The sequence below is a fragment of the Ruegeria sp. AG1 genome (assembly GCF_056541705.1).
Genome location: NZ_JBQFYU010000005.1, coordinates 24,283 through 51,256, shown reverse-complemented (window position 1 = coordinate 51,256; position 26,974 = coordinate 24,283). Strand labels below are relative to the sequence as shown.

At 59.2% G+C, this 26,974-nt stretch carries 25 protein-coding genes; 16 read left to right on the top strand and 9 right to left on the bottom strand.

Going from position 1 to position 26,974, the window contains the following annotated elements:
- Positions 1–26 precede the first annotated feature (26 nt).
- The 5 genes from ACR0B5_RS08570 to ACR0B5_RS08550 all read left to right on the top strand — a co-directional run bounded on the left by ACR0B5_RS08570 (position 27) and on the right by ACR0B5_RS08550 (position 5,121).
- Positions 27–896, top strand: a complete 870-nt coding sequence (locus ACR0B5_RS08570; RefSeq protein WP_480539927.1) for a DMT family transporter — start codon at positions 27–29, stop codon at positions 894–896.
- An 87-nt stretch (positions 897–983) separates the two neighbouring features.
- On the top strand, positions 984–1,556 hold the full coding sequence (gene betI, locus ACR0B5_RS08565; protein WP_170462042.1) for a choline-binding transcriptional repressor BetI: 573 nt from the start codon (positions 984–986) through the stop codon (positions 1,554–1,556).
- Positions 1,553–3,061, top strand: a complete 1,509-nt coding sequence (gene betC / locus ACR0B5_RS08560) for a choline-sulfatase (RefSeq protein WP_480539925.1) — start codon at positions 1,553–1,555, stop codon at positions 3,059–3,061. The genes betI and betC overlap by 4 nt, the downstream gene beginning before the upstream one ends.
- A gap of 82 nt (positions 3,062–3,143) precedes the next feature.
- Complete coding sequence (gene betA, locus ACR0B5_RS08555; RefSeq protein ID WP_170660034.1) at positions 3,144–4,802, top strand: choline dehydrogenase; 1,659 nt, start codon at positions 3,144–3,146, stop codon at positions 4,800–4,802.
- A 79-nt stretch (positions 4,803–4,881) separates the two neighbouring features.
- Positions 4,882–5,121, top strand: coding sequence for an HP1242/YdcH family protein (locus ACR0B5_RS08550; protein ID WP_170471799.1), 240 nt, complete (start codon positions 4,882–4,884; stop codon positions 5,119–5,121).
- Positions 5,122–5,177: 56 nt separating this feature from the next.
- Here the strand turns inward: ACR0B5_RS08550 and ACR0B5_RS08545 are convergent, their stop codons facing one another.
- Complete coding sequence (locus tag ACR0B5_RS08545) at positions 5,178–6,578, bottom strand: helix-turn-helix domain-containing protein (protein ID WP_170378023.1); 1,401 nt, start codon at positions 6,576–6,578, stop codon at positions 5,178–5,180.
- A 66-nt stretch (positions 6,579–6,644) separates the two neighbouring features.
- Positions 6,645–7,850 (bottom strand): multidrug effflux MFS transporter, encoded by a 1,206-nt coding sequence (locus ACR0B5_RS08540; RefSeq protein WP_480539922.1) that lies wholly within the window; start codon positions 7,848–7,850, stop codon positions 6,645–6,647.
- A gap of 181 nt (positions 7,851–8,031) precedes the next feature.
- Here ACR0B5_RS08540 and ACR0B5_RS08535 point away from each other — a divergent pair, with 181 nt between their 5' ends.
- The 3 genes from ACR0B5_RS08535 (at position 8,032) to ACR0B5_RS08525 (ending at position 10,636) form a co-directional block, all read left to right on the top strand.
- Positions 8,032–9,564, top strand: coding sequence for an acyl-CoA carboxylase subunit beta (locus ACR0B5_RS08535; RefSeq protein ID WP_170471793.1), 1,533 nt, complete (start codon positions 8,032–8,034; stop codon positions 9,562–9,564).
- A 105-nt stretch (positions 9,565–9,669) separates the two neighbouring features.
- Positions 9,670–10,155, top strand: a complete 486-nt coding sequence (locus ACR0B5_RS08530) for a DUF6497 family protein (protein WP_480539920.1) — start codon at positions 9,670–9,672, stop codon at positions 10,153–10,155.
- Between the two features lie 130 nt (positions 10,156–10,285).
- Positions 10,286–10,636, top strand: coding sequence for a hypothetical protein (locus ACR0B5_RS08525; RefSeq protein WP_480539918.1), 351 nt, complete (start codon positions 10,286–10,288; stop codon positions 10,634–10,636).
- An 81-nt stretch (positions 10,637–10,717) separates the two neighbouring features.
- Here ACR0B5_RS08525 and ACR0B5_RS08520 read toward each other — a convergent pair whose 3' ends face one another.
- A complete protein-coding gene (locus tag ACR0B5_RS08520; protein WP_480539916.1) occupies positions 10,718–11,890 on the bottom strand; it encodes a DcaP family trimeric outer membrane transporter in 1,173 nt (390 codons plus the stop codon).
- A gap of 650 nt (positions 11,891–12,540) precedes the next feature.
- Between ACR0B5_RS08520 and ACR0B5_RS08515 the strand changes: the two genes are divergently transcribed.
- Together ACR0B5_RS08515 and ACR0B5_RS08510 are read left to right on the top strand one after the other, a co-directional pair.
- Complete coding sequence (locus tag ACR0B5_RS08515) at positions 12,541–12,744, top strand: hypothetical protein (protein ID WP_170462027.1); 204 nt, start codon at positions 12,541–12,543, stop codon at positions 12,742–12,744.
- Positions 12,745–12,860: 116 nt separating this feature from the next.
- Entirely contained in the window at positions 12,861–14,906 is a 2,046-nt protein-coding gene (locus tag ACR0B5_RS08510) for an acetyl-CoA carboxylase biotin carboxylase subunit (protein ID WP_480539914.1), read from the top strand.
- A 76-nt stretch (positions 14,907–14,982) separates the two neighbouring features.
- Here ACR0B5_RS08510 and ACR0B5_RS08505 read toward each other — a convergent pair whose 3' ends face one another.
- Complete coding sequence (locus tag ACR0B5_RS08505) at positions 14,983–15,429, bottom strand: DUF4174 domain-containing protein (RefSeq protein ID WP_480539912.1); 447 nt, start codon at positions 15,427–15,429, stop codon at positions 14,983–14,985.
- A gap of 165 nt (positions 15,430–15,594) precedes the next feature.
- Between ACR0B5_RS08505 and scpA the strand changes: the two genes are divergently transcribed.
- From scpA to ACR0B5_RS08475, 6 genes are all read left to right on the top strand, one after another.
- Positions 15,595–17,721, top strand: a complete 2,127-nt coding sequence (gene scpA, locus ACR0B5_RS08500) for a methylmalonyl-CoA mutase (protein ID WP_480539910.1) — start codon at positions 15,595–15,597, stop codon at positions 17,719–17,721.
- A gap of 137 nt (positions 17,722–17,858) precedes the next feature.
- A complete protein-coding gene (locus ACR0B5_RS08495; RefSeq protein WP_480539908.1) occupies positions 17,859–18,461 on the top strand; it encodes a VOC family protein in 603 nt (200 codons plus the stop codon).
- On the top strand, positions 18,458–18,946 hold the full coding sequence (locus tag ACR0B5_RS08490) for an N-acetyltransferase family protein (protein WP_480539906.1): 489 nt from the start codon (positions 18,458–18,460) through the stop codon (positions 18,944–18,946). Before ACR0B5_RS08495 ends, ACR0B5_RS08490 begins: the two co-directional genes overlap by 4 nt.
- A 45-nt stretch (positions 18,947–18,991) precedes the next feature.
- Positions 18,992–19,672, top strand: a complete 681-nt coding sequence (locus ACR0B5_RS08485; RefSeq protein ID WP_480539904.1) for a TerB family tellurite resistance protein — start codon at positions 18,992–18,994, stop codon at positions 19,670–19,672.
- A gap of 3 nt (positions 19,673–19,675) precedes the next feature.
- Positions 19,676–20,668 carry an endonuclease/exonuclease/phosphatase family protein gene (locus ACR0B5_RS08480; RefSeq protein ID WP_480539902.1) on the top strand — a complete coding sequence of 331 codons (993 nt, stop codon included), beginning with the start codon at positions 19,676–19,678 and terminating at the stop codon, positions 20,666–20,668.
- A 37-nt stretch (positions 20,669–20,705) separates the two neighbouring features.
- Positions 20,706–21,080 carry a hypothetical protein gene (locus ACR0B5_RS08475; protein ID WP_480539900.1) on the top strand — a complete coding sequence of 125 codons (375 nt, stop codon included), beginning with the start codon at positions 20,706–20,708 and terminating at the stop codon, positions 21,078–21,080.
- A 7-nt stretch (positions 21,081–21,087) separates the two neighbouring features.
- Here the strand turns inward: ACR0B5_RS08475 and ACR0B5_RS08470 are convergent, their stop codons facing one another.
- From ACR0B5_RS08470 to ACR0B5_RS08450, 5 genes are all read right to left on the bottom strand, one after another.
- Positions 21,088–22,632, bottom strand: a complete 1,545-nt coding sequence (locus tag ACR0B5_RS08470) for a Ppx/GppA family phosphatase (protein ID WP_480539898.1) — start codon at positions 22,630–22,632, stop codon at positions 21,088–21,090.
- A gap of 49 nt (positions 22,633–22,681) precedes the next feature.
- On the bottom strand, positions 22,682–23,371 hold the full coding sequence (locus ACR0B5_RS08465) for a P-loop NTPase family protein (RefSeq protein WP_480539896.1): 690 nt from the start codon (positions 23,369–23,371) through the stop codon (positions 22,682–22,684).
- A complete protein-coding gene (locus ACR0B5_RS08460; protein ID WP_170378059.1) occupies positions 23,372–24,445 on the bottom strand; it encodes an AI-2E family transporter in 1,074 nt (357 codons plus the stop codon).
- Between the two features lie 89 nt (positions 24,446–24,534).
- Complete coding sequence (locus tag ACR0B5_RS08455; RefSeq protein ID WP_480539894.1) at positions 24,535–25,509, bottom strand: isopenicillin N synthase family dioxygenase; 975 nt, start codon at positions 25,507–25,509, stop codon at positions 24,535–24,537.
- The gene (locus tag ACR0B5_RS08450) at positions 25,509–26,873 is read right to left on the bottom strand and encodes an FAD-dependent oxidoreductase (protein WP_480539892.1); all 1,365 of its coding nucleotides are present in this window, start codon (positions 26,871–26,873) and stop codon (positions 25,509–25,511) included. Before ACR0B5_RS08450 ends, ACR0B5_RS08455 begins: the two co-directional genes overlap by 1 nt.
- Positions 26,874–26,974 lie beyond the last annotated feature (101 nt).

Here is a 26,974-nt window from a genome sequence, read left to right as displayed (position 1 = left end):
CCGCCCCTTCGCGCCCCGTAGTGGGAATGTTCTGGATGTTCGCTGCGGGTCTGGCCTTTGTAGTCATGACGGCGCTGGTGAAATCACTCGGCTCGACCATGGACCCGATTCAGGCTGCGTTTTTGCGCTACGTCCTTGGGTTGGTGTTTCTGTTGCCTGCTCTGCGATCGATCCTGGCAACGCGGCTGACGAAGCGCGAACTTTCATTATTCGGGCTAAGAGGGGTCATCCACGGGGTGGCGGTCATGCTGTGGTTTTTCGCGATGACTCGCATTCCTTTGGCCGAGGTGACGGCCATGAACTACATGACCCCGGTCTATGTCACACTTGGCGCGGCCCTGTTTCTGGGTGAGAAGTTGGCCTTTCGCCGATTGGCTGCCATTTTGGTCGCCCTGATTGGCGTGTTGATCATTCTGCGCCCCGGCTTTCGTGAGGTCTCCAGCGGGCATCTCGCCATGCTGGGAGCAGCGCTGACGCTGGGTGGGTCCTACCTGCTGGCCAAACTGTTGGTGCGGGATATCCCGCCCTCGGTCGTGGTGGCCCATCTGTCGATCTGGGTGACGCTGGCCTTGATCCCCTTTGCAATCGCGGTCTGGTCGCCGCCCACTCTGCGGGACATCGGGGTGCTGTTTCTGGTCGCAAGCTTTGCAACGGCAGGGCACTATTTCATGACATTGGCGCTGCAGGCCGCGCCGGTTGCGGTGACTCAGCCGGTCACCTTCCTGCAGCTTATCTGGGCGACGATTGTCGGAGCCATGGTGTTCCACGAAAGCGTTGACATCTGGGTCGTGGCTGGCGGTACGCTGATCCTGACCGCCGTCAGCTTCATTTCCTGGCGCGAAGCGATGCTGAACAAACGCGATGTGACACCATCGGCTTTTGCACCCAAAGCATGAAAACATCCGTCCGAAAACGAGATTGATTGACGAGTCAATAAAAAGCGCCTAGCGTCGTCGGGAAATCCTGTTGCCCAGGGGGACGCGATGCCAAAAGTCGGAATGGAGCCTATACGCCGTGATGCGATCGTTCGTGCGACGATTGCCGAATTGGGCGTACAGAAATCTCTGGATGTGACCGTCAGCCAGATCGCCAAACGCGCAGGCATGTCCAGCGCACTGGCGCATCATTATTTCGGCGGTAAGGATCAGATCTTTCTGGCCGCCATGCGGCAAATCCTGACGGATTTCGGTAAGGAAGCCCGGACCGAGTTGGCCGCCGCGGCCCCCGACCAACGGGCGCAGGCCATCATCCGTGCCTGTTTTGCCCATTCGTGTTTTACCCCGGACGTGATTGCGGCCTGGATGACATTCTATGTCCTTGCGCAAACCAATGATGATGCTCTGCGGTTGTGGAAGGTCTATCAGGCGCGCATCCGCTCGAACCTGATCCATGCGCTGCGCCCGCAAATTGCCGAACCGGTCAACGCGGCCGAGACCATGATTGCCTTGATCGACGGGCTGTATATCCACTCGGCGCTGAGCGCCCCGGAAGAGCCTCAGCTGGCTGCCAATCACGCCTTGCGCGTCCTGAATACTCTGCTCGAGGGCGAAAAATGACAAAACCTAACATTCTGATCCTGATGGTGGATCAGCTGAACGGCACCTTGTTTCCCGATGGTCCGGCCGACTGGTTGCACGCGCCGAACCTGAAGAAACTGGCCGAGCGCTCGACCCGTTTTGCCAATGCTTACACGGCCTCACCGCTTTGCGCGCCCGGACGGGCGAGCTTCATGTCGGGTCAGTTGCCCTCACGCACGGGGGTTTATGACAACGCAGCCGAGTTCCGCAGCGATATCCCGACCTATGCCCACCATCTGCGCCGCGCGGGGTACTACACCTGTCTGTCGGGCAAGATGCATTTTGTCGGGCCAGACCAGTTGCACGGGTTCGAAGACCGCCTGACTACCGATATCTACCCCGCTGATTTCGGCTGGACTCCGGATTACCGTAAACCGGGTGAGCGGATCGACTGGTGGTATCACAACATGGGTTCCGTCACCGGCGCGGGTGTGGCCGAAATCTCGAACCAGATGGAATATGACGACGAGGTCGCTTACCACGCCAAGGCCAAGCTCTATGATCTGGCGCGCGGCAAGGACGACCGTCCCTGGGCTATGACCGTCAGCTTTACCCATCCGCATGATCCCTATGTTGCGCGTCGCAAATACTGGGATCTCTATGAGGATTGCGAGCATCTGCTACCCGAGATCTCTGACCTTGGCTATGACAACCAGGACCCGCATTCCAAGCGGATTTTCGACGCGAATGACTGGCGCAGCTTCGACATCACCGAGGAAGATATCCGCAAGTCCCGCCGCGCGTATTTCTCCAATATCTCGTACCTGGACGACAAGATCGGCGAGATCCTCGAAGTGCTGGAGACGACACGCCAAGAGGCGATCATCATGTTTGTCTCGGACCATGGCGACATGCTGGGCGAACGCGGGTTGTGGTTCAAGATGACGTTCTTCGAGGGCTCGTCGCGAGTGCCACTGATGATCTCGGCACCGGATTTACCTGCCGGACTGATTGAAACGCCTGTGTCCACCATCGACGTGACCCCGACTCTGGGCGCGCTAGCCGGTGTTGATATGGCCGAGATTGCCCCATGGACGGATGGCGAAGACCTCGTGCCTCTGGCCAAAGGGCAGGAGCGGACAGCCCCTGTGGCGATGGAATACGCGGCCGAGGCCTCCTATGCGCCACTGGTCTCGTTGCGCTACGGCAAGTGGAAATACAATCGTTGCGCTCTGGACCCCGATCAGCTGTTTGATCTTGAGGCCGACCCGCATGAACAGAACAACCTCGCCGATGATCCCGTGCATGCCGGAACCTTGCAAACCCTGCGCGCCAAGTCCGAGGCGCGCTGGGATCTGGACCGGTTTGATGCGGATGTCCGTGCCAGTCAGGCGCGCCGCTGGGTTGTCTATGAGGCGTTGCGGCAGGGTGGGTACTACCCCTGGGACTACCAGCCGCTGCAAAAGGCATCCGAGCGCTACATGCGCAACCACATGGACCTGAATATTGTCGAGGAAAGCCAGCGGTTCCCGCGCGGCGAGTGACCTCTTCTTATTATTGAAAATACGCCCGCCGGAGGCAGAGCAGGTTTCGAAACCTCTCACGGCGGATCTATGGAGACGTGAAATGGAAGCAGATTTTGTCATTGTGGGTGCTGGCTCTGCCGGCTGTGCGATGGCCTATCGCCTGAGCGAGGCCGGGGCCTCGGTTCTGGTGATTGAACATGGGGGCACGGATGCCGGGCCCTTCATTCAGATGCCCGCGGCGCTGAGTTACCCGATGAACATGTCGCTTTATGACTGGGGATTCAGCTCGGAACCCGAACCCAACATGAACAACCGCCGGATGGCCTGTCCGCGCGGCAAGGTGATCGGTGGATCGTCCTCGATCAATGGGATGGTCTATGTGCGTGGCCATGCCCGGGATTTTGACACTTGGGCGGATATGGGGGCGGATGGCTGGTCCTATGCGGATGTGCTTCCTTACTACAAACGCATGGAAAACTGGCATGATGGTGGCCATGGCGGTGACCCGGAATGGCGCGGCAAGGATGGTCCGCTGCATGTGTCACGCGGTCCGCGAAAAAACCCTCTGTTCCAGGCCTTCGTCGATGCCGGTCAGCAAGCGGGCTATGAAGTCACGGGCGACTATAACGGCGAAAAGCAGGAAGGCTTCGGCCCGATGGAACAGACCGTCTGGAAAGGACGGCGCTGGTCGGCGGCTAATGCCTATCTGCGACCTGCTCTGAAACGTCCCAACTGCGACCTCGTCAAAGGTTTGGCGTCGCGCGTTGTGATGGAAGAAGGTCGCGCAGTTGGTGTCGAACTAGTGCGTGGCGGCAAGAAAGAGGTCATTCGTGCCCGGCGTGAGGTTATTCTGGCGGCCTCATCGATCAACTCGCCAAAACTACTGATGCTCTCGGGGATCGGGTCGGCGTCGCATCTGGCTGAGCATGGCATCGACGTGATCGCTGATCGCCCCGGCGTGGGTGCGAACCTGCAGGACCATCTGGAGCTGTATATCCAGCAAGCCTCGTTGCAGCCGATCACGCTTTACAAGCACTGGAACCTGTTTAGCAAAGGTCTGATTGGGGCACAGTGGCTGTTCACCAAAACCGGTCTTGGCGCCTCGAACCAGTTCGAGAGCGCGGCGTTCATCCGGTCGAACCCGGGTGTGGAATACCCCGACATCCAGTACCACTTTCTGCCGATTGCAGTGCGCTACGACGGTCAGGCCGCAGCCGAGGGGCATGGGTTCCAGGCGCATGTGGGGCCGATGCGGTCTCCGTCGCGTGGGGCTGTGACTTTGCGGTCGAACAAGGCTGAAGACGCGCCGGTGATCCGGTTCAACTACATGAGCCATGAAAAAGACTGGGAAGACTTCCGCAAATGTATCCGCCTCACCCGTGAGATCTTTGGTCAGGACGCCTTCAAACCCTATGCGGGCAAAGAGATTCAGCCCGGCGCCTCAGTGCAGACGGATGAGGAACTGAATGCCTTCATCGCAGAGCATGCCGAAAGCGCTTATCATCCCTGTGGCACCTGCCGGATGGGGCGCGCGGATGACAAGAACGCCGTGGTCGACCCCGAAGGCCGTGTTATCGGTGTGGATGGCTTGCGCGTGGCTGACAGTTCAATCTTCCCGCAGATCACCAATGGCAACCTCAACGCGCCGTCGATCATGGTTGGTGAGAAGATGTCGGATCACCTGCTGGGCAAGGATGCACTGCCGAAGGCCAATGACCGCCCATGGATTCACCCGCAATGGGAGGTCGCACAGCGCTGATTTGATCCGCGTCAAAGTGGGGTGGGGCGACATCCGATAAACCTGAATCGCAACGACATTTATTCAGGAGCGAACAGGAATGTCCCACACCCCGCATGAACTGGCTGAAGAGTTTCCGGACAAAGTTGAGGTGATGAGCCAGCTCAAGCAGACGGACGCTCATTTTGCGCGGCTGGCTGAAGAGTATCACGAAATTAACCGCCGCGTTCACCGCGCCGAAACCAATATCGAGCCGGTAGAAGAACTGGCCGAGGGCGAGATGCGAAAGAAACGCGCCGCGCTTAAGGATGAAATCTGGGCGATCGTGTCCAAGGCTTAACGCCAACAGCGGGGGCTCTGCCCCCGCACCCCCGGGATATTTTGGCCAGATGAAGATCAAGTGACCTCATAGGGCAGTGTGCCTCGGGTATGAGTGTCGATGGCCAAGCGCCGTTCCAGAGGCGGAACCGAGCGTTGGTGGCAATTTGCACGCTCGCAGATGCGGCAGGAAATGCCGATCGGTTCATAGGCGCTGGCGTTGTTGATATCCAGATTGTCAGCGTAAACCAGTGCTTCGGCATGGCGGGTTTCGCAGCCCAATGCGATGGCATAGCGGCGCACCGGCGCACCGAATGAGCCGCCGGGTTTTGAAACATCCCTTGCTAGCGAGATATAGCGGACACCGTCAGGTGTTTCCGCCAGTTGCCGCAGGAAATGCCCGGGTGTTTCAAACGCGCGGTGGACGTTCCACAGTGGGCAGGCACCGCCAAAGCGGGCAAATTGCAGCCGAGTGGCCGAGTGGCGTTTAGTTATCGTTCCGGCTTGATCCACGCGGACGAAGAAGAACGGGATGCCTTTTGCGCCGGGCCGCTGCAACGTGGACAAGCGGTGCGCGACTTGTTCGATTGAGGCTCCAAAGCGGTTGCTCAGCATCTCCAGATCATGACGATCCTCTTGCGCGGCGGCAAGAAACGCGCTGTAGGGCATCAGGGACGCGCCGGCAAAGTAGTTGGCAAGGCCGATTTTGGCGATGGCGCGGGCCTCTTCGCTCTGGAATTTTGCGAAATCGAGCGTGGCCTCTAATAGTTTATCCTGACTGATCAGGGCAACCTGAAGCAGCAGCTGAAAGACCTGCGTTTGCGGCGCAGCGCGCGAGGACAGGCGCAGGGTTCTGCTTTCCTTGTCGTAGCTGCGCAATGGGTTGATGTCTGAGAAGATCACTTGAATGCCGCGTTCTTCCAGGCTTTGCAGGGCGGCCTGACGGATACCGCCCGGGCCGTCGGCGCGTTTGGCGAACAGTTCGGCTGCGCGGTCAACCGCGTCGATATAGTTGTCGCAATAGTGGAAGAAGTCGCGAACTTCCTCCCATGGGCTGGCTTGGGTGCGGGAGTCTTCGCGGCCTAGCGCTTCGTCTAGTGAGGCGAGGCGTTCGTGGGTTTGGCGATAGCTTCGGTGCAACTCGATAAAAGCACGGGCAAGGGCAGGGGCGTTCGACGCGGTTAGGCGCAGATCAGCTAGTGGGGGGATATCGTCGGCAAAGACCGGATCGGCCAGCGCCTCACGCATATCCGAGACCAGTCGTTCGCTATCGCCCGTACTCAGTTCGGTCACGTCCATGCCGAACTCCTGCGCCAAAGCCAAAACAACCGTGGTCGAAATCGGCCGGTTGTTGTTCTCCATCTGGTTCAGGTAGGGCAGGGAAACACCCAGTTTTGTGGCAAATTCCTTCTGGGTCAGTGTTAGGCGCGTGCGCATTTCGCGCAATTTAGCGCCGGCATAGAGTTTTTGGGTGGCCATGGGCGTGCCTTTGCAAATTTTCTATTTTGACACGTTAACTTTGCAAACCCCCGGGGGCAAGGCGGCTTAGAGGCCCAATTGTCGTTCGCGCCAAATAACTGAAGCAATGGCGGCGATAGCAAGGATCGCCGTGACCAACATAAGCCAGAGCAGGGGCATTGCGCCCGTTTCAACGGTTAGCAGGGCTCCTGCCAATGCGCTCAGGCCTGCCCCTCCACCCAGCATGATTGCTCCGCTGAGGCCTGAGGCGGTGGCGGCCAGATGTGGCCGCACAGACAAGGCGCCAGATGTTGCATTTGGAATCGTCATGCCATTGCCCAGTCCGACGAACGTCATGAAACCGAAAAAGCTGAGCGCTGTTCCGAAGCCCGTCAGGAACAAAGCGGCAGACAGGGCGACGCCGGCGGCGTTCAGCCAGGTTCCCCAAAGTACCATGCGGTTGATACCGAACCTGACCGAATACCGCCCGCTGAAGAAGTTGCCCAGAAAATAGCCCAATGCAGGCGCGCCAAAATAGATCCCGACTTCGGCGGCGCTCATCCCGAAGACTTCGGTTCCGATGAAGGGCGCTCCGCCCAGATAGGCAAAGAACGCGCCTGATGAGCAGGCCGAGGAGAGCGAATAGCCCCAGAACCGGGGAGACATCAGCAGCTCGGGGTATTCCCGAAATTGCTGTAGCAGGGTTTTGCCGCTTTTGGCTGAGGTTTCCCCGAAATCGAAATAGGTAAGGGCAAGGGTTAGGGCGCCCAAAGCGAAGGGCAGCCAGAAATTCGCTTTCCAGCCAAAGCTCTCTTCCAGCAACCCGCCTATGGCCGGGCCAATCATCGGGACAACGGCCATTCCCATGGTGACATATCCGATCATAGAGGCGGCCTGATCCTGATCATACATGTCCCGCACCGCGGCCCGGCTGAGGACCATCCCGACCACCACGACTGCCTGACACATGCGGAAAAGTAGGAACACCTCGGCTGTTGGTGCGTAGATGCAGCCAAGTGTCGCCAGCAGAAAGAGTGCGAGTCCCCAAAGCAAAACCGGGCGTCGTCCCGCCTTGTCTGCAATTGGCCCGATGATGATCTGCAGGACCGCGTTTACCAGCAGATAAAGGGCGATCGACAGTTGCATGACCTTGTAATGCGTGTCGAAATGCAGGGCCATGTTCGGCAGGCTTGGCAGGAATAGATTCATGCTCAGCGCCGACAGTCCCGAGAGAAGAACCAAAGTGCCGATTGTGGGTGGTGTGCGATAAGCCGACGACGTTCTGAACTGCATGGTTCGCTTGTATAGCTGTTGAGTAGGCAAAGGCCAGACGCTTGATGCTGTTGGTAAAAATTCGCAAATTTACAGTTTGAGCAAACGAGATTTTCAAAACTTTGCAAATTTGCCGAAAATATCTTTGGCTGAAGGGTTGCTCACTGTAGGGTCCGGTCAGATTTCACAGGGGACTATCGCCATGAAAGACATCCTTTCCGAGCTTGAAGAACGCCGCAACGCGGCCCGTCTGGGTGGTGGGCAAAAGCGGATCGACGCGCAGCATGGGCGGGGCAAGCTGACCGCGCGCGAACGGATCGAGCTGCTACTGGACGAAGGCAGTTTTGAAGAATTTGACATGTTTGTCAGCCACCGTTGCACCGAATTCGGGATGGAAAAACAAAAGCCTGCCGGGGATGGTGTGGTCACCGGCTGGGGCACGATCAATGGCCGTATGGTCTACGTGTTCAGCCAGGATTTCACCGTGTTTGGTGGTTCGCTGTCGGAAACGCATGCGCAGAAGATCTGTAAGATCATGGATATGGCCGTGCAGAACGGCGCGCCGATCATCGGGATCAACGACTCGGGTGGTGCGCGAATCCAGGAAGGCGTCGCCTCGCTCGCGGGTTATGCCGAAGTGTTCCAGCGCAACATCACCGCGTCCGGCGTGGTACCTCAGATCAGCGTGATCATGGGCCCCTGTGCGGGTGGCGCGGTATACAGCCCGGCGATGACGGACTTTATCTTCATGGTGAAAGACTCGTCCTACATGTTCGTCACCGGCCCAGACGTGGTGAAGACCGTCACGAATGAGGTCGTCACAGCTGAGGAACTGGGTGGAGCTTCTACGCATACCAAGAAGTCCTCGGTCGCGGATGGGGCGTTTGAAAACGATGTCGAAGCTTTGGCCGAGGTGCGCCGACTGGTCGACTTTCTGCCGCTCAACAACCAGGAAAAACCTCCGGTTCGGCCTTTCTTTGACGATCCCAACCGTGTCGAAACCTCGTTGGATACTTTGGTTCCGGACAATCCGAACACACCGTACGACATGAAGGAACTGATCACGAAGATCGCGGATGAAGGCGATTTTTACGAGATTCAGGAAGACTTCGCCAAGAACATCGTCACTGGCTTCATCCGCCTGGAAGGGCAAACCGTCGGTGTTGTGGCCAACCAGCCCATGGTTCTGGCCGGATGTCTGGATATCGACAGCTCGCGCAAGGCGGCGCGGTTCGTGCGCTTCTGTGACTGTTTCGAGATCCCGATTCTGACGCTGGTGGACGTGCCCGGCTTCCTGCCCGGAACGCAACAGGAATATAGCGGCGTGATCAAGCATGGTGCCAAGCTGCTTTATGCGTACGGTGAAGCGACCGTGCCGAAAGTGACTGTGATCACCCGTAAAGCCTACGGTGGTGCTTATGTTGTGATGGCCTCGAAACATCTGCGTGGCGATTTCAACTATGCGTGGCCCACGGCCGAGATCGCGGTGATGGGTGCGAAAGGCGCGACCGAGATCATCCACCGCGCTGACCTCGGCGACGCTGAAAAGACCGCGCAGCATGTCTCCGACTACGAAGACCGTTTCGCCAACCCATTTGTGGCGGCTGAACGCGGCTTTGTGGACGAGGTGATCATGCCGCAATCAACGCGCCGTCGTGTCTCGCGGGCTTTTGCCAGCTTGCGCGGCAAGCAGTTGAAAAACCCGTGGAAAAAGCACGACAACATCCCTCTCTGAGCGTGCGGGGTGGGGCGACCCACCCAAATCCGCCGAAAATTGCGGTACTCCTCCGCAATTTGCCCGAAATCAAGGCAGAATTGACAACGAACGAAAAATCGTCGAATGATCCGGTCCATCAGACATAGAACCGCGCGGGCACATAGCACTGCGCGCGCGATCCCGGAAGGAGGAGCCTGCCATCGGCGGGTCCGGGGTCGCGCCTTGGGTCTGATGTTCAGCATCCTGTCTCTGCCAAACATTTCAGTGGCCGAAATCTCTCTGCCCGTGCCTTCAGGCCAACCCGTGCATCTGAGCGACGTTCTGTTGGACAACAATCCTGGTGAGCTGTGGGTGCGGTTCCGGTTCATCGCCCCGAAGATCGGCGCGACGGTTGGGCGGATCGGCTATGACGTGGCCTCGAACGATATGGAGCATCTGTGCCAGACGCTGGCGGTTGCCTATGTCGCCCAACATGATTTGGACCCGGCCCTGGTGGTGATTTCACTGTCCGACCGTCCGATCCAATTCGGCGATGCCGCCCCAGATGCAACTCAGTTTTTCGAAGCCTACCGGCTGGAGCAGTCCCGGTGTATCTGGGAGGGGCTCTGACCATGATCTGTCGTCATGAATTCAGGGTGCTTCAGACAACGGATGCGGCTTTGGAGGTGCGCGCTATGACTTTTACCCCTTACGGGTGCGAATTGTTGTTCCCGATTACAGCAGTCAACGAGGTGCCAGGATGTTGAAACATCGGGGCTTTCCGGGCCGTCTGCCGGGTACGGATTTTCAATTCACCATCCGCCGTGCCAACCCAAAGGGCGTGACGCCGATCACCCGGCGAGAGCGGTTCCGCGACCGAAAACCTGCGGACCGTCGCGCAGATGTCGCCTTTATGGAGGCGCTTTGGCAGAACTTCGAGGATCAGCCCTTTGAGCGCGGCAATCTGGATGCAGGACGTCTAAGCTGGCTATTTGAGCGTGAAGTCGTGCCAGCCGAAGATCCGTTCGACCCGGCAAGCTATGATGCGTTGTTGGTAATTGATCTGGACGCGGCACGTGCGTCTTTTCCCGAAGTCTTTGGAGCGGGCTGAGCGGTGATCCACGCTGCGTCTCATATCCTTGCCTGCTTGGGTAAAACCCTGCCCGAAGTCGGGCAGGGCGGGTATGTGGCGTCAGAAGTTCAGCTGCGCGGCGACCTGAACCCGGCTGCCGTCGAAGGTGTCACCGGTTGTTGCGTCGTTGCGCTCACCATAGATATACTCGGCGCTCAGCGTCAGACTGTCGGTCGCCTGATAGAAGGCGTTGACGTGGATTGTCTCCAACTCGGTGAAGTTGAGGGATCCGCTGCCATCCGAGAAGCTGTTGGTCGCCAGGTCATAGTCTTCCCGACCATAGGCGATGCCGACATTCCATTTCTCACCCAGATCCTGACGGAGCTCGATCGTGTAGCCGTCGACGTCATTGGCCTCACCGTTGACGATGGCATTGCCAAGGCCGATCAGGTAGGGGCCGATCGCCTGACCAGTCACGTAGTTGACCTGGAACAGACCGCCTTCCCATGGGCGAACCGATCCCGACAGGGTCACGCCCCACTGGTCCACTTCGGTGGCACCATCGCTGGTTTCGGCTTTACCGTAGAGGCCCGAGATACGCGCGACGTAAGTACCATCATTGTATTCAGCCGCCGCGGTCAAAACCGGGTCGTTCGAGTTCGAGCCGCTGACGTTTTCCTCGAGCGATACGCTGAACTCAGTGTTCGTGCCGAAGCTGTTGGTATAGCGGATTTGCGGCTGACGGGCGAAGGCGATGCCGACCGGGCCGTTGAATTCAACCGACGTAGGGTAGGTGTCCAGCGGCTGGAAGTTGGTCCAGTACTGACCGATCAGCCAATTGTCACCAATGGTAATGTTGGCGTGACGCAGGCGCAGTTCGGCCGTGCCGTTGGAGGCAAAAAGGTCGAGCTCCAACTGACCGCCGATGTCACCCAGGGCACTGGGCGTGCTGGTGCGCAGGCCGATGCGCGACTGGCGTACGGTGCTGCCGAAGGTTCCGCTGGTTGCGGTCGAAGGCTCGCCGATGACGTTCACGAACGCGGTGTCGCCCTGGTCGAAGTCGAAATCATAAAAGAAGTCGGCTTTGATGTAGCCGTAAAGGTCCAGGCTGGTGTTCCCAAGGCGGAAATCGCCATTCGCCGGACCGGCGCTAGAAGCCTCGAGCGCTTCGACCCGAGCCCGCAGAGCATCAAGCTCGGCCTGGGTTTGAGCGTCCTGAGCAAAGGCAAGCGTGCTGGTCACACTAAACGCAGTGGCAGCGAGCAGGATTGCCTTTTTTCTCTTTGTAAACATGTGGGTGTTTCCTTGTTTGCGAGTGTGCGTGGCCAAAGTTCCACGCGCCCAGCGATCAGGGAAATCACGAAAGAGGGACTGAAAACGCGTTTTTGCTCAAGTATTTGTGCTGAAAATAAGGTCGTGATTCACGGCAAGGTGAACAGATCGGTTAACCCACAGCATATGCGCAAAAATAATCTGCGAACGGGAGTGATCGCCCGTGATATTGCGGGTGCAGAAATCAGGCCAGCGGCAGGGAAGTGTAACGAAACTGTGACGGTTTGGGCGGGGTCGACGCAGCAAAATCGCACAACTCTGGTCGGCATGAATTTGCGCGGAGTTTCGCCTGTTGGGCAGATTCTGGCCGGAATCTTAGGTGGAAACAATAACTTGTTTGCAGACAAGATTGTGCAGTGCATTTTGATCCAGCCGTGCGACACTACTTTGCCTGCGTCGCACATGCACCTACTATTCCGTACCCCTTCCTTGCGCGGGCAGGCTTGTGTTCCCCACATTGTCCTGTCCGCGTTTTTCTTTGCACAAAAAACTGGCCTGAATGGGCATAAACCTGCGCAAAACGCAGATTTTACCTCGTTGTTATTGAATAACGGTACCGAGTTCCTGCATCTGCCTTTAAGAGCAATACAAAAAACTACGAGGCAGACATCATGCGTATCTCAAAAGTGTTCCTTGCACTGGCAACCTGTGCGGGCCTCGCGGCCTGCGGCGATACTCTCGGCGAACAGGCCATCCTGGGCGGCGGCGCGGGTGCTGTCGGGGCAGCCGTTCTCAGTGCCGATCCGTTGGTCGGTGCGGCCGTCGGGGCCGCAGGCAACGTGCTGTACTGTAAGACGCAGAACACCTGTAACTAACGCGAATTTTCGGGGCGCAAGCCGCTCCGTCCGTCGTCACGCATTGCGCCGACGTGGGGATGTCCTCCCTGCGGCGGCTTTTTGCGTTTCCAGAACACCAAGCCAAAGGACGTTCCATGTTCAATAAGATCCTGATCGCCAACCGGGGCGAGATCGCCTGCCGGGTTATCAAGACCGCCCGCAAAATGGGTATCGGCACCGTCGCCATCTATTCGGACGCGGACAAGAACGCTCTGCACGTGTCGATGGCGGATGAGGCTGTCCATATCGGTCCGCCGCCTGCCAACCAGTCCTATATCGTAATCGACAAGGTCATGGATGCCATCCGCCAGAGCGGCGCACAGGCCGTCCATCCCGGCTATGGCTTCTTGTCGGAGAACGCCAAATTCGCCGAGGCGCTCGACGCCGAAGGCGTGGCATTCGTCGGCCCCCCGGTTGGTGCGATTGAAAGCATGGGTGACAAGATCACCTCGAAAAAGATCGCGCAGGAGGCCGGTGTTTCCACCGTACCCGGCTATATGGGCCTGATCGAAGACGCCGATGAGGCGGTCAAGATCTCGAACGACATCGGTTACCCCGTCATGATCAAAGCCAGCGCCGGCGGCGGTGGCAAGGGCATGCGGATCGCTTGGAATGACGAAGAGGCCCGCGAGGGGTTCCAATCGTCCAAGAACGAGGCCGCGAACTCGTTCGGTGACGACCGGATCTTTATCGAGAAATTTGTGACCCAACCGCGCCACATCGAAATTCAGGTTCTGTGTGACAGCCATGGCAACGGAATCTATCTGGGCGAACGCGAATGCTCGATCCAGCGCCGGAACCAGAAAGTCGTAGAAGAGGCCCCGTCGCCCTTCCTGGATCCCGACACTCGCAAGGCAATGGGCGAACAGGCCGTCGCGCTGGCCAAGGCCGTGGGCTATTCCAGCGCGGGTACGGTGGAATTCATCGTCGATGGCGAAAAGAACTTCTACTTTCTTGAGATGAACACCCGTCTTCAAGTGGAACACCCGGTGACGGAGCTAATCACCGGTGTCGATCTGGTGGAACAGATGATCCGCGTGGCGAATGGCGAAAAGCTGACCATCACGCAGGATGATGTAACGCTGACAGGCTGGGCGATCGAGAACCGTTTGTATGCCGAAGATCCCTATCGCAACTTCCTGCCCTCGATCGGCCGTCTGACCCGCTATCGCCCGCCGCAGGAAACCGCCGCCGGTCCGATGCTGGTCAATGGCAAATGGCAAGGCGACGCGCCCGAGGGTGAGGCTGCCGTGCGCAACGATACCGGCGTTTATGAGGGCGGCGAGATCAGCATGTACTACGATCCGATGATCGCCAAGCTTTGCACATGGGCCCCGACCCGCGAAGCCGCGATTGAGGCGATGCGCGTGGCGCTGGACAGTTTCGAGGTTGAAGGGATTGGCCACAACCTGCCGTTCCTGTCGGCGGTGATGGATCACCCGAAATTCGTCAGCGGTGACATGACCACCGCCTTTATCGCCGAAGAATACCCGGACGGGTTCGAAGGCGTGACGCTGCCCGAAGGCGACCTGCGCCGTATCGCGGCCTCATGCGCGGCGATGCACCGGGTGGGTGAGATTCGCCGGACCCGTGTCTCGGGCCGGATGGACAACCACGAACGCAAGGTCGGCAAGCGCTGGGTCGTTTCGCTGGAGGGTCATGATTTTGCCGTTCAGGTCAACGCAGACAAGGAAGGCGCGACCGTCAAGTTCGAGGACGGCTCGACCGTCCGCGTCGCATCTGACTGGACACCGGGCGATCAGCTGGCAGTGCTGAATGTGGATGGAAGCCCTCTGGTTCTGAAAGTTGGCAAGGTCTCGGGCGGATTCCGCATTCGAAACCGGGGTGCGGATTTGAAGGTCCATGTGCGCCGTCCGCGTCAGGCCGAGCTGGCCAAGCTGATGCCGGAAAAACTGCCGCCGGACACGTCTAAAATGCTGCTCTGCCCGATGCCGGGTCTGGTTGTGAAGATCGACGTGGAAGTCGGTCAGGAGGTCCAGGAGGGTCAGGCGCTGTGCACCATTGAGGCGATGAAGATGGAAAACATCCTGCGCGCCGAGAAGAAGGGCACTGTTGCCAAGATCAACGCAGGCCCGGGCGATAGCCTCGCCGTAGACGAAGTGATCATCGAGTTCGAATGATCATGACCGCGCTTTTGACATACCCTCAGGTCTCACCGGCGTTCTGCGCCGGTGGTTTGAGGCGTGGCAAAAGCCTTCAGCCGCCCTCGCGCCGTTCGCGGATTTCGCGTTCGCGCAAGGGGGTTTTGTCGATCGAGCGGCCGATCTCGCGCACGCTCCACGGGGACGGTTTGCGCAGTTTGACCACGCCGTCCTTGTCGACAAAGACCATCTGGAAACCGCGCGGGCGAAGCTTGGACCGGATCGAGGATCGTGCGGACGGATCCGTATCCGTTAGCACCACGACATCCCGATCCCGCATCGCGTCCTCGCCTTCCAGCAACATGTCGATCTGCTGCTGGAACCGGGGATCGGCGGGCGTGTCGGCGAAGACGACAATGGGCCGGTGGGTCCACATGAAATCGCTCAACTCACTGTCGCCGACAGGGCGAACATATTCATCATCAGCAGGTGCTGTTCCGTCGGCGGCCATGGCAGCCAGCGGGATAAGTGCCGAGAAAACAAGGGCAAGCGTTTTGTTCATGGGGCCTCCTGTCCCGTTGAATATAGCCTCTGCGCGCGCGAATGCGACCGGCGATTTGCACAAGACGCTCAATTTGTCGCGCGTGGGCCATGCCCGGCATCTGCTGAACCACGATACGCACGGATTGCAGACTGCTGCAGGCCGAACTGACGAGAGGACACCTCGATGACCGATAAGAATGACTGGCGCGCGCTGGCCGAGAAAGAACTGCGCGGACGGCCACTGGACGATCTGACCAAGGAAACGCTGGAAGGCATCAGCGTCAAACCGCTTTATACGCAGGACGACACCGCCGATTTGCCGCATATGGGCACTCTGCCGGGGTTTGGCCCATTCACGCGCGGTGTGAAGGCGACGATGTATGCCGGGCGGCCTTGGACCATCCGCCAATATGCCGGTTTCTCGACCGCCGAGGAATCGAACGCTTTCTACCGGCGCAATCTGGCTGCGGGTCAGCAGGGTGTCTCGGTCGCCTTCGATCTGGCAACGCACCGCGGCTATGACAGCGACCACCCGCGCGTTGTCGGCGATGTCGGTAAGGCCGGTGTGGCGATTGACAGCGTTGAGGATATGAAAATCCTGTTCGACGGTATCCCGCTCGACAAGGTCTCGGTCTCGATGACCATGAATGGCGCGGTGATCCCGGTTCTGGCAAGTTTCATCGTTGCGGGTGAAGAGCAGGGGCATGACAAATCGGTCCTGTCCGGCACCATTCAGAATGACATTCTGAAAGAGTTTATGGTGCGCAACACCTATATCTACCCACCTGAACCGTCGATGAAGATCATCTCGGACATTATCGAGTACACCTCGAACGAGATGCCCAAGTTCAACTCGATCTCGATCTCGGGCTATCACATGCAAGAGGCCGGCGCGAACCTTGTGCAGGAGCTGGCCTATACGATCGCAGACGGTCGCGAATATGTGCGGGCCGCGCTGGATGCGGGCATGGATGTGGACAAGTTCGCAGGCCGTTTGTCGTTCTTCTTTGCCATCGGTATGAATTTCTTCATGGAGATTGCGAAACTGCGCGCCGCGCGGACCCTGTGGCATCGCGTGATGACCGAGTTCGGGGCGAAGTCCGAGCGCTCCAAGATGCTGCGGACACACTGCCAGACCTCAGGTGTCTCGCTGCAGGAGCAGGACCCCTATAACAACGTGATCCGCACCGCTTATGAGGCGATGAGCGCGGTTCTGGGCGGCACACAGTCGCTGCACACCAACGCTCTGGACGAGGCGATTGCCCTGCCCACCGATTTCTCGGCCCGCATTGCGCGGAACACGCAGTTGGTCTTGCAGGAAGAGACCGGCGTGACTGATGTGGTCGATCCGCTGGCGGGCTCTTACTACGTGGAAAGCCTGACCAATGATCTGATCGAAAAAGCCTGGGCCCTGATGGAAGAGGTCGAGGAAATGGGCGGCATGACCAAAGCCGTCGCCTCGGGCATGCCCAAGCTGCGGATCGAGGAAAGCGCCGCGCGTCGTCAGGCGATGATCGACCGGGGCGATGAGGTGATCGTTGGCGTCAACAAATACCGCAAGGAACAGGAAGACCCGATCGACATTCTGGACGTCGACAACGTGGCCGTGCGCGAATCTCAGGTGGCGCGGCTGGAAGAGATCCGCGCCGCCCGCGACGAGGCCGCCTGTCAGGCCGCGTTGGACGCGCTGACCAAGGCCGCTCAGGAAGGCGGAAACCTGCTGGCTGCTGCGGTCGAGGCCGCCCGCGCCCGCGCATCGGTAGGAGAGATCAGTATGGCAATGGAGAAAGAGTTCGGCCGCCACCGCGCCGAGGTGAAGACCCTGGCGGGCGTTTATGGCGCGGCCTACGAGGGTGACGAGGGCTTTGCCGCCATCCAGAAATCCATCGAAGACTTTGCCGAGGTCGAGGGGCGTCGCCCCCGTCTGTTGGTGGTCAAGATGGGGCAGGACGGTCATGACCGGGGCGCCAAGGTAATCGCAACCGCCTTTGCCGATATCGGGTTTGACGTGGATGTGGGGCCGCTGTTCCAGACCCCGGCCGAGGCCGCGCAGGACGCCGTGGACAATGACGTGCATGTGGTGGGCATCTCGTCTCAGGCGGCAGGCCACAAGACGCTGGCACCGCAACTTGTTGAGGAACTCAAGAAAGCTGGGGCTGAGGACATCATCGTAATTTGCGGTGGGGTGATCCCTCAGCAGGATTATCAGTTCCTGTATGACAATGGGGTCAAGGCGATCTTTGGGCCGGGGACGAACATTCCCGATGCCGCACAGGACATTTTGCGCCTGATCCGCGACGCACGGGACTGAGGCGAGGCAGGGGGCTGTCTGCCCCCTCTTTGCCTGTCGGCAAATTCACCCCCGAAGGTATTTTCAAATAGAAGAAGGGCGCGGGTTTGGCTTGCGCCCTTTTGTTGTGTGCTTAGGGTGTCATCGTGGAGGGCGCGATGGAGTTGGATCATATTGCGGTGGCGGGTGCCACGTTAGAAGAAGCCACGGCGCATGTAGAAGATGCGCTGGGTGTTCGTCTTCAGGCTGGTGGCAAGCATGAGGCATTTGGCACGCATAATCGGTTGCTTGGCCTGAAGTACGGACTGTATCTGGAGGCGATTGCCATCGACCTGGATGCGCCTCGGCCGGACAGGACGCGGTGGTTCGATCTGGACCGGTTCGAGGGTGCGCCACGTCTGACGAATTGGATATGCCGCGTACCCGACATAGAGGCTTCTCTTTCCGTGTTTCCCGATGGTGTCGGGACGCCGATTGATTTGGCCCGAGGGGCTTTGCGGTGGCGGATGGCGGTTCCGCCAAACGGGCGTTTGCCCTTTGACAATTTGTTTCCGGCGCTGATCCAGTGGCAGGGGGATCTTCACCCCGCGCGTATGTTGGAGGATCATGGGTGCCGCCTGAAACGTTTGATTGTCTATCACCCGGATGCGTTGCTCTTGGCAGAGCAGCTGGGTCCGCTTGATCCGGTTGTTTTTGACACAGGACCAGCGTCCATGCAGGCCGAGATCGAAACGCCTCATGGGGTACGTATTCTGCGATGAGGGTCCGTCAGGCCCAACCAGCGGATGCAGCAGAGATCGCTTTGATCACCAACGCGATTATTCGCGACACTTTGGTGACCTTCACTACCGATGAACGCAGCGCCGAGTCGATTGCCGATGATATCCGGGCGCGCGGAGCGGCGTTTCTCGTGGCTGAGGATCAGAGGCAGGTCATTGGTTTCGCAACCTATGCCCCGTTCCGATCCGGGCCGGGCTATGCCAAGTGCCGTGAGCATTCGATTCAGCTGGCAGACAATGCGCGGGGCCGTGGCGTCGGGCGCGCCCTTATGGAGCAGTTGCAGCAAGTGGCCCGCAGCGAAGGGGTGCATGTTCTGGTCGCTGGGATTTCTTCGGCCAACTCGGGGGCGATCGCCTTTCATTCGGCGCTGGGGTTTTCTGAGGTGGGGCACATGCCCGAGGTTGGGCACAAATGGGGTCAGTATCTGGACCTTGTGCTGATGCAGAAAATTCTTTCGCCCGAATGATCTATCGCACCTGACAGTCCTGCAATGGGACGCTAGTGTACGGCCATGTCGATCTGGACCCGCATATCCGATGCGCTGAGCGCTCTTGCCCAAGGTGAGAGCCTGACGGCTGTTTTTGAGAAACTGCGCTCGCCACCCGAACGCTCGGTCGCGTTCACCATTGCGGTGATTGCGCTGGGGGCCAAGATGGCCAAGGCCGATGGGCAGGTGACGCGGGATGAGGTGACGGCCTTCCGCGACGTGTTCCAGATTGCGCGCGAGGATGAAGAGGGCGCGGCCCGTGTCTTCAACATGGCTCGCACCGATGTGGCGGGCTATCAGGACTATGCCCGCAAGATCGCTCGGATGTTCTCGGAAGACAGCACCACCCTGTGTGACCTGATGGAGGGGCTGTTCCATATCGCCATGGCCGACGGGTTCTATCACCCGAACGAGAACGAGTTTCTGGAAGAGGTCAGCCGTATTTTCGGACAGACGGATGCGCAGTTTCTGGCCCTGCGTGCGCGGTTCGTGCCGGACGCGCCGAACGACCCTTATGTGGTTCTGGGCGTCTCGCGCAATATGCCGATCGCTGAGATCCGCAAGGTCTGGCGCAAGCTCGTGCGGGAAACCCACCCCGATGCGATGATGTCGCGCGGAGTCCCGGAGGAGGCGATCCGCCTGGCCGAGAAGAAGATGATCGACATCAACCGTGCCTGGGACGAGATCAACGGCGCGACGGTTTAGGCGATGCGTCTGGCGACCTACAATATCGAATGGTTTGCCAACCTGTTTGATCGCAATGACAGACTGATCGTCGATGACAGCTGGTCCGGTCGTCATGACGTGACCAAAGCCCAGCAGGTCGAGGCGATCGCCAAGGTTCTCACCGCGATTGACGCGGATGCGGTTCTTGTCGTCGAAGCGCCGAATACGGGCAAGCGGCAGAACACGGTACGCGCATTGCAGGCGTTTGCCGAGGTTTTTGAACTCCGCATCTCGCAGGCGATCATGGGATTTCCCAATGATACGCATCAGGAACTGGCGCTTCTCTACGACCCGGAGGTTCTGTCGGTTCGCCATGACCCAAGGGCGGCAGATGACGCCCCGCGCTTTGACGCGGAGTTTCGCATAGATCTGGACGTTGATGCGACGCAGGACGTGGTACGGTTCTCCAAGCCGCCAATGGAGCTGTCGGTCCAGACCAAAGCGGGGTTTGAGTTTCGCCTGATCGGCGCGCATCTGAAATCCAAGGCTCCGCATGGGGCGGAGTCACGGGATGAGGCGATCCGTATCTCGATCGCCAACCGCCGCAAGCAATTGGCTCAGGCGATCTGGTTGTCCCGTCGGGTCGCGCATCACTTGGCTGAGGATGACCCAGTGATCCTGTTGGGTGACTTAAATGACGGCCCCGGTCTGGATGAGTTCGAACATCTCTTCGGGCGCTCCTCGGTCGAGATTCTGTTGCAGGCGGGTCTCTTTGATCCCCATGCGGCTACGGCATATGGGCCGCGTCCCGGATCGGTGCCCGCGACGGCGCGGTTTGCGCGACCCGAGAACGGCACGTTCCTTGAGGCGTTGCTGGACTACATCATGATCAGCGAGGATTTGCAGTCTCGGCGACCTGTCTGGCGCATCTGGCATCCGTTTCGGGATGCGGCCTGCTGGGCCAAACCTGACCTACGAGAGGCCCTTTTGACCGCGTCGGATCACTTTCCGGTCACGTTGGATTTTGAGCTGTGACCTTTCAACTGGGCGCGGAAAGGCTTACATTCAGCATATGAAACATATTCTGATGATCGGCGCGATGGTAGCCGCTTTTGCGCTGCCTGCAACGGCCGAGGAAGAAGATGCCCCAACGCTGATGGAGCAGGGGGCCGAGTTGTTTTTCGAGGGCCTGCGCCGCGAGATGGAGCCAGCTTTGGATGAATTGCTTGGCCTTGCAGATCAATTTGGCCCCGCAATGCAATCCTTCATGCAGGAGATGGGACCCGCGCTGGCAGAACTCGCCGCCGAGGTAAAGGATTGGAGCGTCTACGAGATGCCCGAAATCCTACCCAATGGCGACATCATCATCCGCAAGAAACAGACCGAAGATGCGCCTGAAACACCCGAAGCTCTGCCGGAGGCCCCGGACGGAGCCACGGACATCTAGGGGCAGCTCAGCCCTTGATGACCACACGCACTTCGGATTTCAGGGCATTTGCCAGTGAATTCAGGCGGGACTCGGCCACTTCGTTGAACAGGGGTCGTACGGATTCGGGCAGTACCAGATCAAGCTCACGCTTTTTGGGATAGAAGCGCAGCTTGCCCACATGTGCGTCGCTGTCCATGCACAACATGGCCCCAAACCGCATCGCTTTGCCCAAAATCTCGGCCTGTTTTTGGTCCTTTTCATCCAGCAGCTCGTAAAGCGGCGCAAATCGGTTGCCTTCGCGCTTGTTGCGATAGCGATGTTGCAACGCAAGGCCGATGAATACGCGTTCGGAGTGTTTCAGTCCTCCGAGATTGGCGCGGGTGACATAGTCGAAACAGACCTCGGCCCGGTAGTCGGGATGCGCGCGCCAACTAACATCGTGCAACAGGCAGGCGGCCTTGATCAGACGGACCTGCGTCGCAGGTGCAGATTTGAACAGAGGCATCACAAAATCGAACAGCGTGCGGCCCATACCGGGCAGGCGGGCGTCTTTCGCTTCGGAAAAACGACTGGCCTCGATCAGAGGGTCGCGGTCGCGCTGTTCCTGCGACATCTGCTCATACAGCAGGCCTTCGCGGATGCCATAGCTTGAGATCGCGATATCTTTGGGTTTGAACGTGCGGATCAGCCGCGCAAGCACGTCCATCGCATAAGGGATCAGCGCCATACGCGAGCTTGAGACCCCGGCCTGACTGCGCAATTTGTCATGATCGTTCGCGTCGATAAATTTGATCGTTTCGCGCACTTGCTTGGTGGTCATGCGGTATTCATGCAGGACGTTCAGCGGATAGCCCCGCCGCAGCATGTCCAACCGTGCAAAAGCACGCCAGCTACCGCCCACCAGAAACAGCCGGTCGCGCTGCTGGCCCATCTGACTGTGCAGCTCTTCCATGGTGGATTTGATATGGACCTTGCGCGCACGACGCCCGCCCTTGATGTCGCGCAGTTTCAGCGGACCGAGGGCCGAGGTCACGCGGCGGCCCACATCGCCGCCTCCGATCTCGGCCAGTTCCATGGACGAGCCGCCTATGTCGCAGATCAAACCGTAGGCACCGGGCCAGCCCAGCATAACGCCCTGGGCTGATAGGCGCGCCTCTTCCTGACCGTCGATCACAGCCACGTGCAGGCCAGTTTTTGCCTTCACGTCCTGACAGAATTCGGGGCCGTCTTTCGCCTCACGCACGGCGGCGGTGGCTACGACATGCAGCCCCGGCAGGCCGAGATCCTCTGCGATCCGCTGAAAGCGCTGCAGGGCGGCCATCGCCCTCTCACGCCCTCGGGGATTCAGGTGGCCGGTCTCGGATAGCCCCGCGCCCAGCTCGCACATAACCTTTTCGTTGTAGAAATAGGCAGGTGACCGCGCCGCGCCATCAAAGACCACCATTCGGACCGAGTTCGATCCGACATCGACCACGCCCACACGTGACAGCGCCCTTGTGCCGGGGTCGTCGAACAGAGGTCTTCCGAAAGGCCCCCAATCAGGAATGTCGGTTTCGACGGTCTGGTCCATGTCTTACCCAGAAATTTCGCTGTCAGAATGCGCAATTGGCGCGCTTGGGTCAATCATTCGGTTCGCCTTCTTCCGGGTCCATTTTCAAGACCCGGATCGCCAGGGCGCGCGTGATATCCCGTTTCTCGGACAATGCAAAATCGTCCAGCTGCGCGACCACATCGGCGGCGGTCTCAAAGCGTCGATCCATGTGCTTGACTAGATAGGCAATCACCTCGGGGCCGGGGTTCAGCTGCCGGTCGACAAACAGTTTCGCAAGCACTGCGCAGAGTAACGCGTCATCTGGGGGATCAAGCGCAACGTGATGCGCGCCTTCGACCCGGCTTTGCAGATCCGCCAGCGGCAATTGCCAAAATTTCGGCGCCAGACGCCCGGTCATCAGCAGGGCGTGACCCTCAGCCAGAACGAGGTTGTGCAGGTGAAACAGCACTTTCTGCTGCTCGATATCACCTGCGATCATCGGAACGTCTTCAACCGCAATCGGGCTGCGCGCTAGATCGGGCACGTCCTCATACCGCAGCGCCTCGGCTTTGATGATGCGCCCGCCGGTTTCAGCCGCCCAGACATGGGCCAGGTGGGTCTTACCTGCGCCCGCGGGGCCGCTCAGCACAAGTTTGTTGCCGGGCCACGAGGTGGCCGAAATCATCGCGACCGCAAGCGCATTCGCCGGAGAAACAAAGAAATCCTCTCGCCCCAGCGCGGTTTTGGCGGGCAAATCGAAGCTTAATTGTCGGGCCATTTATGCGTTGTCCTGATCCTGGCTTTCGAGGCCGGTATAGAGGCGGCTATCCAGATAAACCGACGTGCCGAACCGCGCCAGCACACCCAAAGCTGCAGCAACCGGAACGGCAACAAGCATCCCGACAAAGCCGAAAAGTGCACCAAAGACCGACAAGGCCAGCAACAGCCAGACCGGATGCAAGCCGACCGAGTCGCCGACCAGCTTGGGCGTAAGGAAGTTGCCCTCGGTCACTTGTCCCAATGCAAAGATGCCTGCGACCAGCCCGATATGCGCCCAATCCCCCCAGAACTGGAACAGCGCCAGCCCGATGGCCAAAGTACCGCCGATCAGCGCGCCCAGATAGGGGATGAAAGTCACCAGCCCAGCAATGAAGCCGACGATCAAGCCAAATTGCAGCCCGACCAGCATCAGGGCGACCGCATAGTAAGTGCCAAGGATAAGACAGACAGTGCCCATGCCCCGCACGAAAGAGGCCAGCACATTGTCAATCTCACCCGCGAGACGTTTGATCGTGGGGGCGTGGTCGCGGGGCAGCAGCTCTCCGATCCGGGCAACCATGCGGTCCCAATCCAGAAGCAGGTAGACCGAGACCACAGGCACGATGACAAGCAGCACCACCACGTTGATTGCCGAGCCAAGCGAGGCCACAACGGATTCCAACACATCCCCGGTCTTGGATTTCAGCGTCTCACCCAGCCCGACAAGGAATTGGTGCGAGCTGGATTCGCGGTCCAGAATAGAAGGGAATTGCTTCTCGATGAAAGCACGCAGTTCCTGGAACAGGCTGGGCACAATATCGACCAGATCAATCAACTGCGTGACCAAAGCCGGCACAACCATCAGAATCGCAAGCACAAATCCAAGAACGCCAACCACGGTGATGATCCCGGTGGCGGCCATCCGAGACAGCCCCAGCTTTTCCAGCCGATCGGCGACAGGGTCGAGGAAGTAGGCGATTGCGCCGCCGATCACGAAGGGCAAAAGCACATCGCCCAAGGCCCACAGGATCACGACAAAGACAACCGTGGCGATGCCCCAGTATCTCAGCTGATCCTTAACCGGCAAAGCCATGGCGCATCCCTTTGTTGCACAGCGTTGCCATGTTCTTGACCCATGACGCGCGGCGATGCAAGCGGTTCATGGGCCTTGGTTTCTGCGGGTCAGTCGGTCAGCGTGCCCAGTTCCGGAGTATCCCCCGTCGCGGTCTCGTCCGGCCAGTTGGTGCGCCAGATTTCAGCGGACCAATGGCCGCAATGCACGGCCGGGCGGTCAAAGCCGGGCAGGGCGGGTAGCAGAGGCTCAACAACCACATCGTGCCGTGGAACAGCGAAATAGGGGAACGAGTACCGCTCGCGCCCTGATCGGTTGACGACGCGGTGCGGCGTGGATTTCAATCGACCGCCCGACCACAGTTCCAACATGTCGCCGATATTGACGACGAAGCCGCCGGGCGGGCAGTCGGGCGTGATCCAGTCTCCGGTGCGGGTTTGTACCTCGAGCCCTCCGACGGGATCAGGGGCGATGATGGTCAGTGCATCCGTATCCTTGTGTGGGTGAATGCCATAGCCGCCCTCATTCGGCGCCTGCGGAGGGTAGTGCAGCAGGGTCATGTTGGTCATCGGGTTTCGGAACGCGTCGCGCAATTGGCGTTCCGGCAAACCCAGTCCGGTTTCGAGCGCTGCGAGCAGAAGGTCTGCCACGTCATCCAGCATCGACCAGTAGGTCAGGATGACATCGCGCGACTCCGGTACTTCGACTGGCCAGATGTTTGGGCCATACAGCCCGCAATCTTCACGGATAGCAGCATCGGCGTCGACTTCGTGATGCAGCTTGTAGCCTTCGTATTTATCGGCTTTGCCCGAGCCGTCATTGGGCGTGAAGAACCCCATTGGGATAAATCCGCGATAGTTCTCGCGGGTGATGGCTTGTTGCCATTTAGAGGCCTCTTCAACCGCAAAGATCGCGCGCGCCGTGTCGCGCACTTCTTCTACAATTGCCTGAGAAATGCCAGCGCCTGTGATGGACAGAAAGCCGATCTCAGTGCAGGCTTCCATGATCTGCTGCACGGTTTGGTCCCGGTCGGGATGCGTGGCGTCGCGCAAAGGGCTGAGGTCGATAGTCGGAATGTAATCCATCAGTGAATCCTGACGCCTTGTCGGTCCAGTTCAGCGTGAACCGGGGCAAGGTTCATGCTGTGCAGCTCTTGATTGCTTTTCAATGACAAGGCCGCCGCAATGCCAGCCCCTTGTCCCATGACCGCGCAGCACGCCATGTTTCGCGTAGCCGCATGGGCCACCTTGTCGGCTCCGTGCGAACGTCCGGCAACCAAAAGCCCTTTGACACCTTTGGGCAGAATCGAGCGATAGGGTACCTGCATATAGCGGCCGGTGGTCGGCAGGATCAGGATGCCGTAGCCGTCGATAAACTCGGGATAAATGCCTATTGTGTCCTCGAACCGGCCCTGATGGCGCGCGTCCTCTTCGGTCATGTTGTAGACCGCGTCGATCTTGCGCGTGTCGCGGATGCCGATGGTCATCCCGAAATTCCGCAGCCGAGCGTTTTCGCAACCGGGCATGAAGCGACGCAGCGCCTCGATGGCGAGCATGGATTGACGCCGGCCTTCGATCTCACCCTTTGTGAGGCTGTCGGGGTCGGTGCCGTCGATTTCAGCCAGATGGATGAGGTTCATATAGGTAAGCTCACCCGTGTCGTGCATCGCACCCCAGGTGCCTGCGATCGTGTTCAGATGAGGCGGGATCAACCCCTCATCAATTGCCTGCTGGAAAGGCTTGTGAACGAAAGGCGAGAACATGTCGTCCTCTTTGCCCGAGGTTTCAATGTTCCACTCGCCACCGCCACCCCAGTCTTTATAGGTCTGGGGGTCGGCTTTGACGCCTTCCATAAAGGCGCGTTTGTCGACACCGGCGAGATGGAACATGACCGAGGCGGCCATCATATCCTCGCGCGCGGTTTTGTGGGTGGGGGCACCGGCGCGGTGGGCAACGTCGGCGTCTCCGGTCGCGTCGATCACGACCTTGGCCAGAATCGCCTCGCGCCCGGCTTTGGATTCGGTGATGATGCCGGTGATCCGGTCACCCTCCATGATGGGGGCGACGAACTGACGGTGCAGCATCGGATGCACACCCGCTTCTTCGACCAACTTGTCGGCCACCAGCTTGAACCCTTCGCTGTCCAGCTCATAGCTGAGCGACTGACTTTCCGGCACTGCGGCGCCCATGTCTTTGGCGCGGGTCTCGAACTCCATGCCGATACCACCAGCCTCGACCGTTTGTTCGTGGCGGTACCAGGCGAATCCTTCGACCCCCACGGCGGTGATATTACCACCCATGCAGCCGAAACGATCAACGAGCGACACCTCGGCCCCCGCTCGTGCAGCAGCCAAGGCTGCCGCCAGCCCGGCGGGGCCGGAGCCGACGACCAGAACATCTGTCTGGTGAACAACAGGGATTTGACGGGCGGGTTCCGAGATTGTCTGCATCGGGGCCTCATGATTTTACATTTCTGTCACACTTTAGGTTCCTGATTGGCTGGTCAATAAAAAATGCGACGGACCTGAGGTCGCAAAATCACCAATGGCCG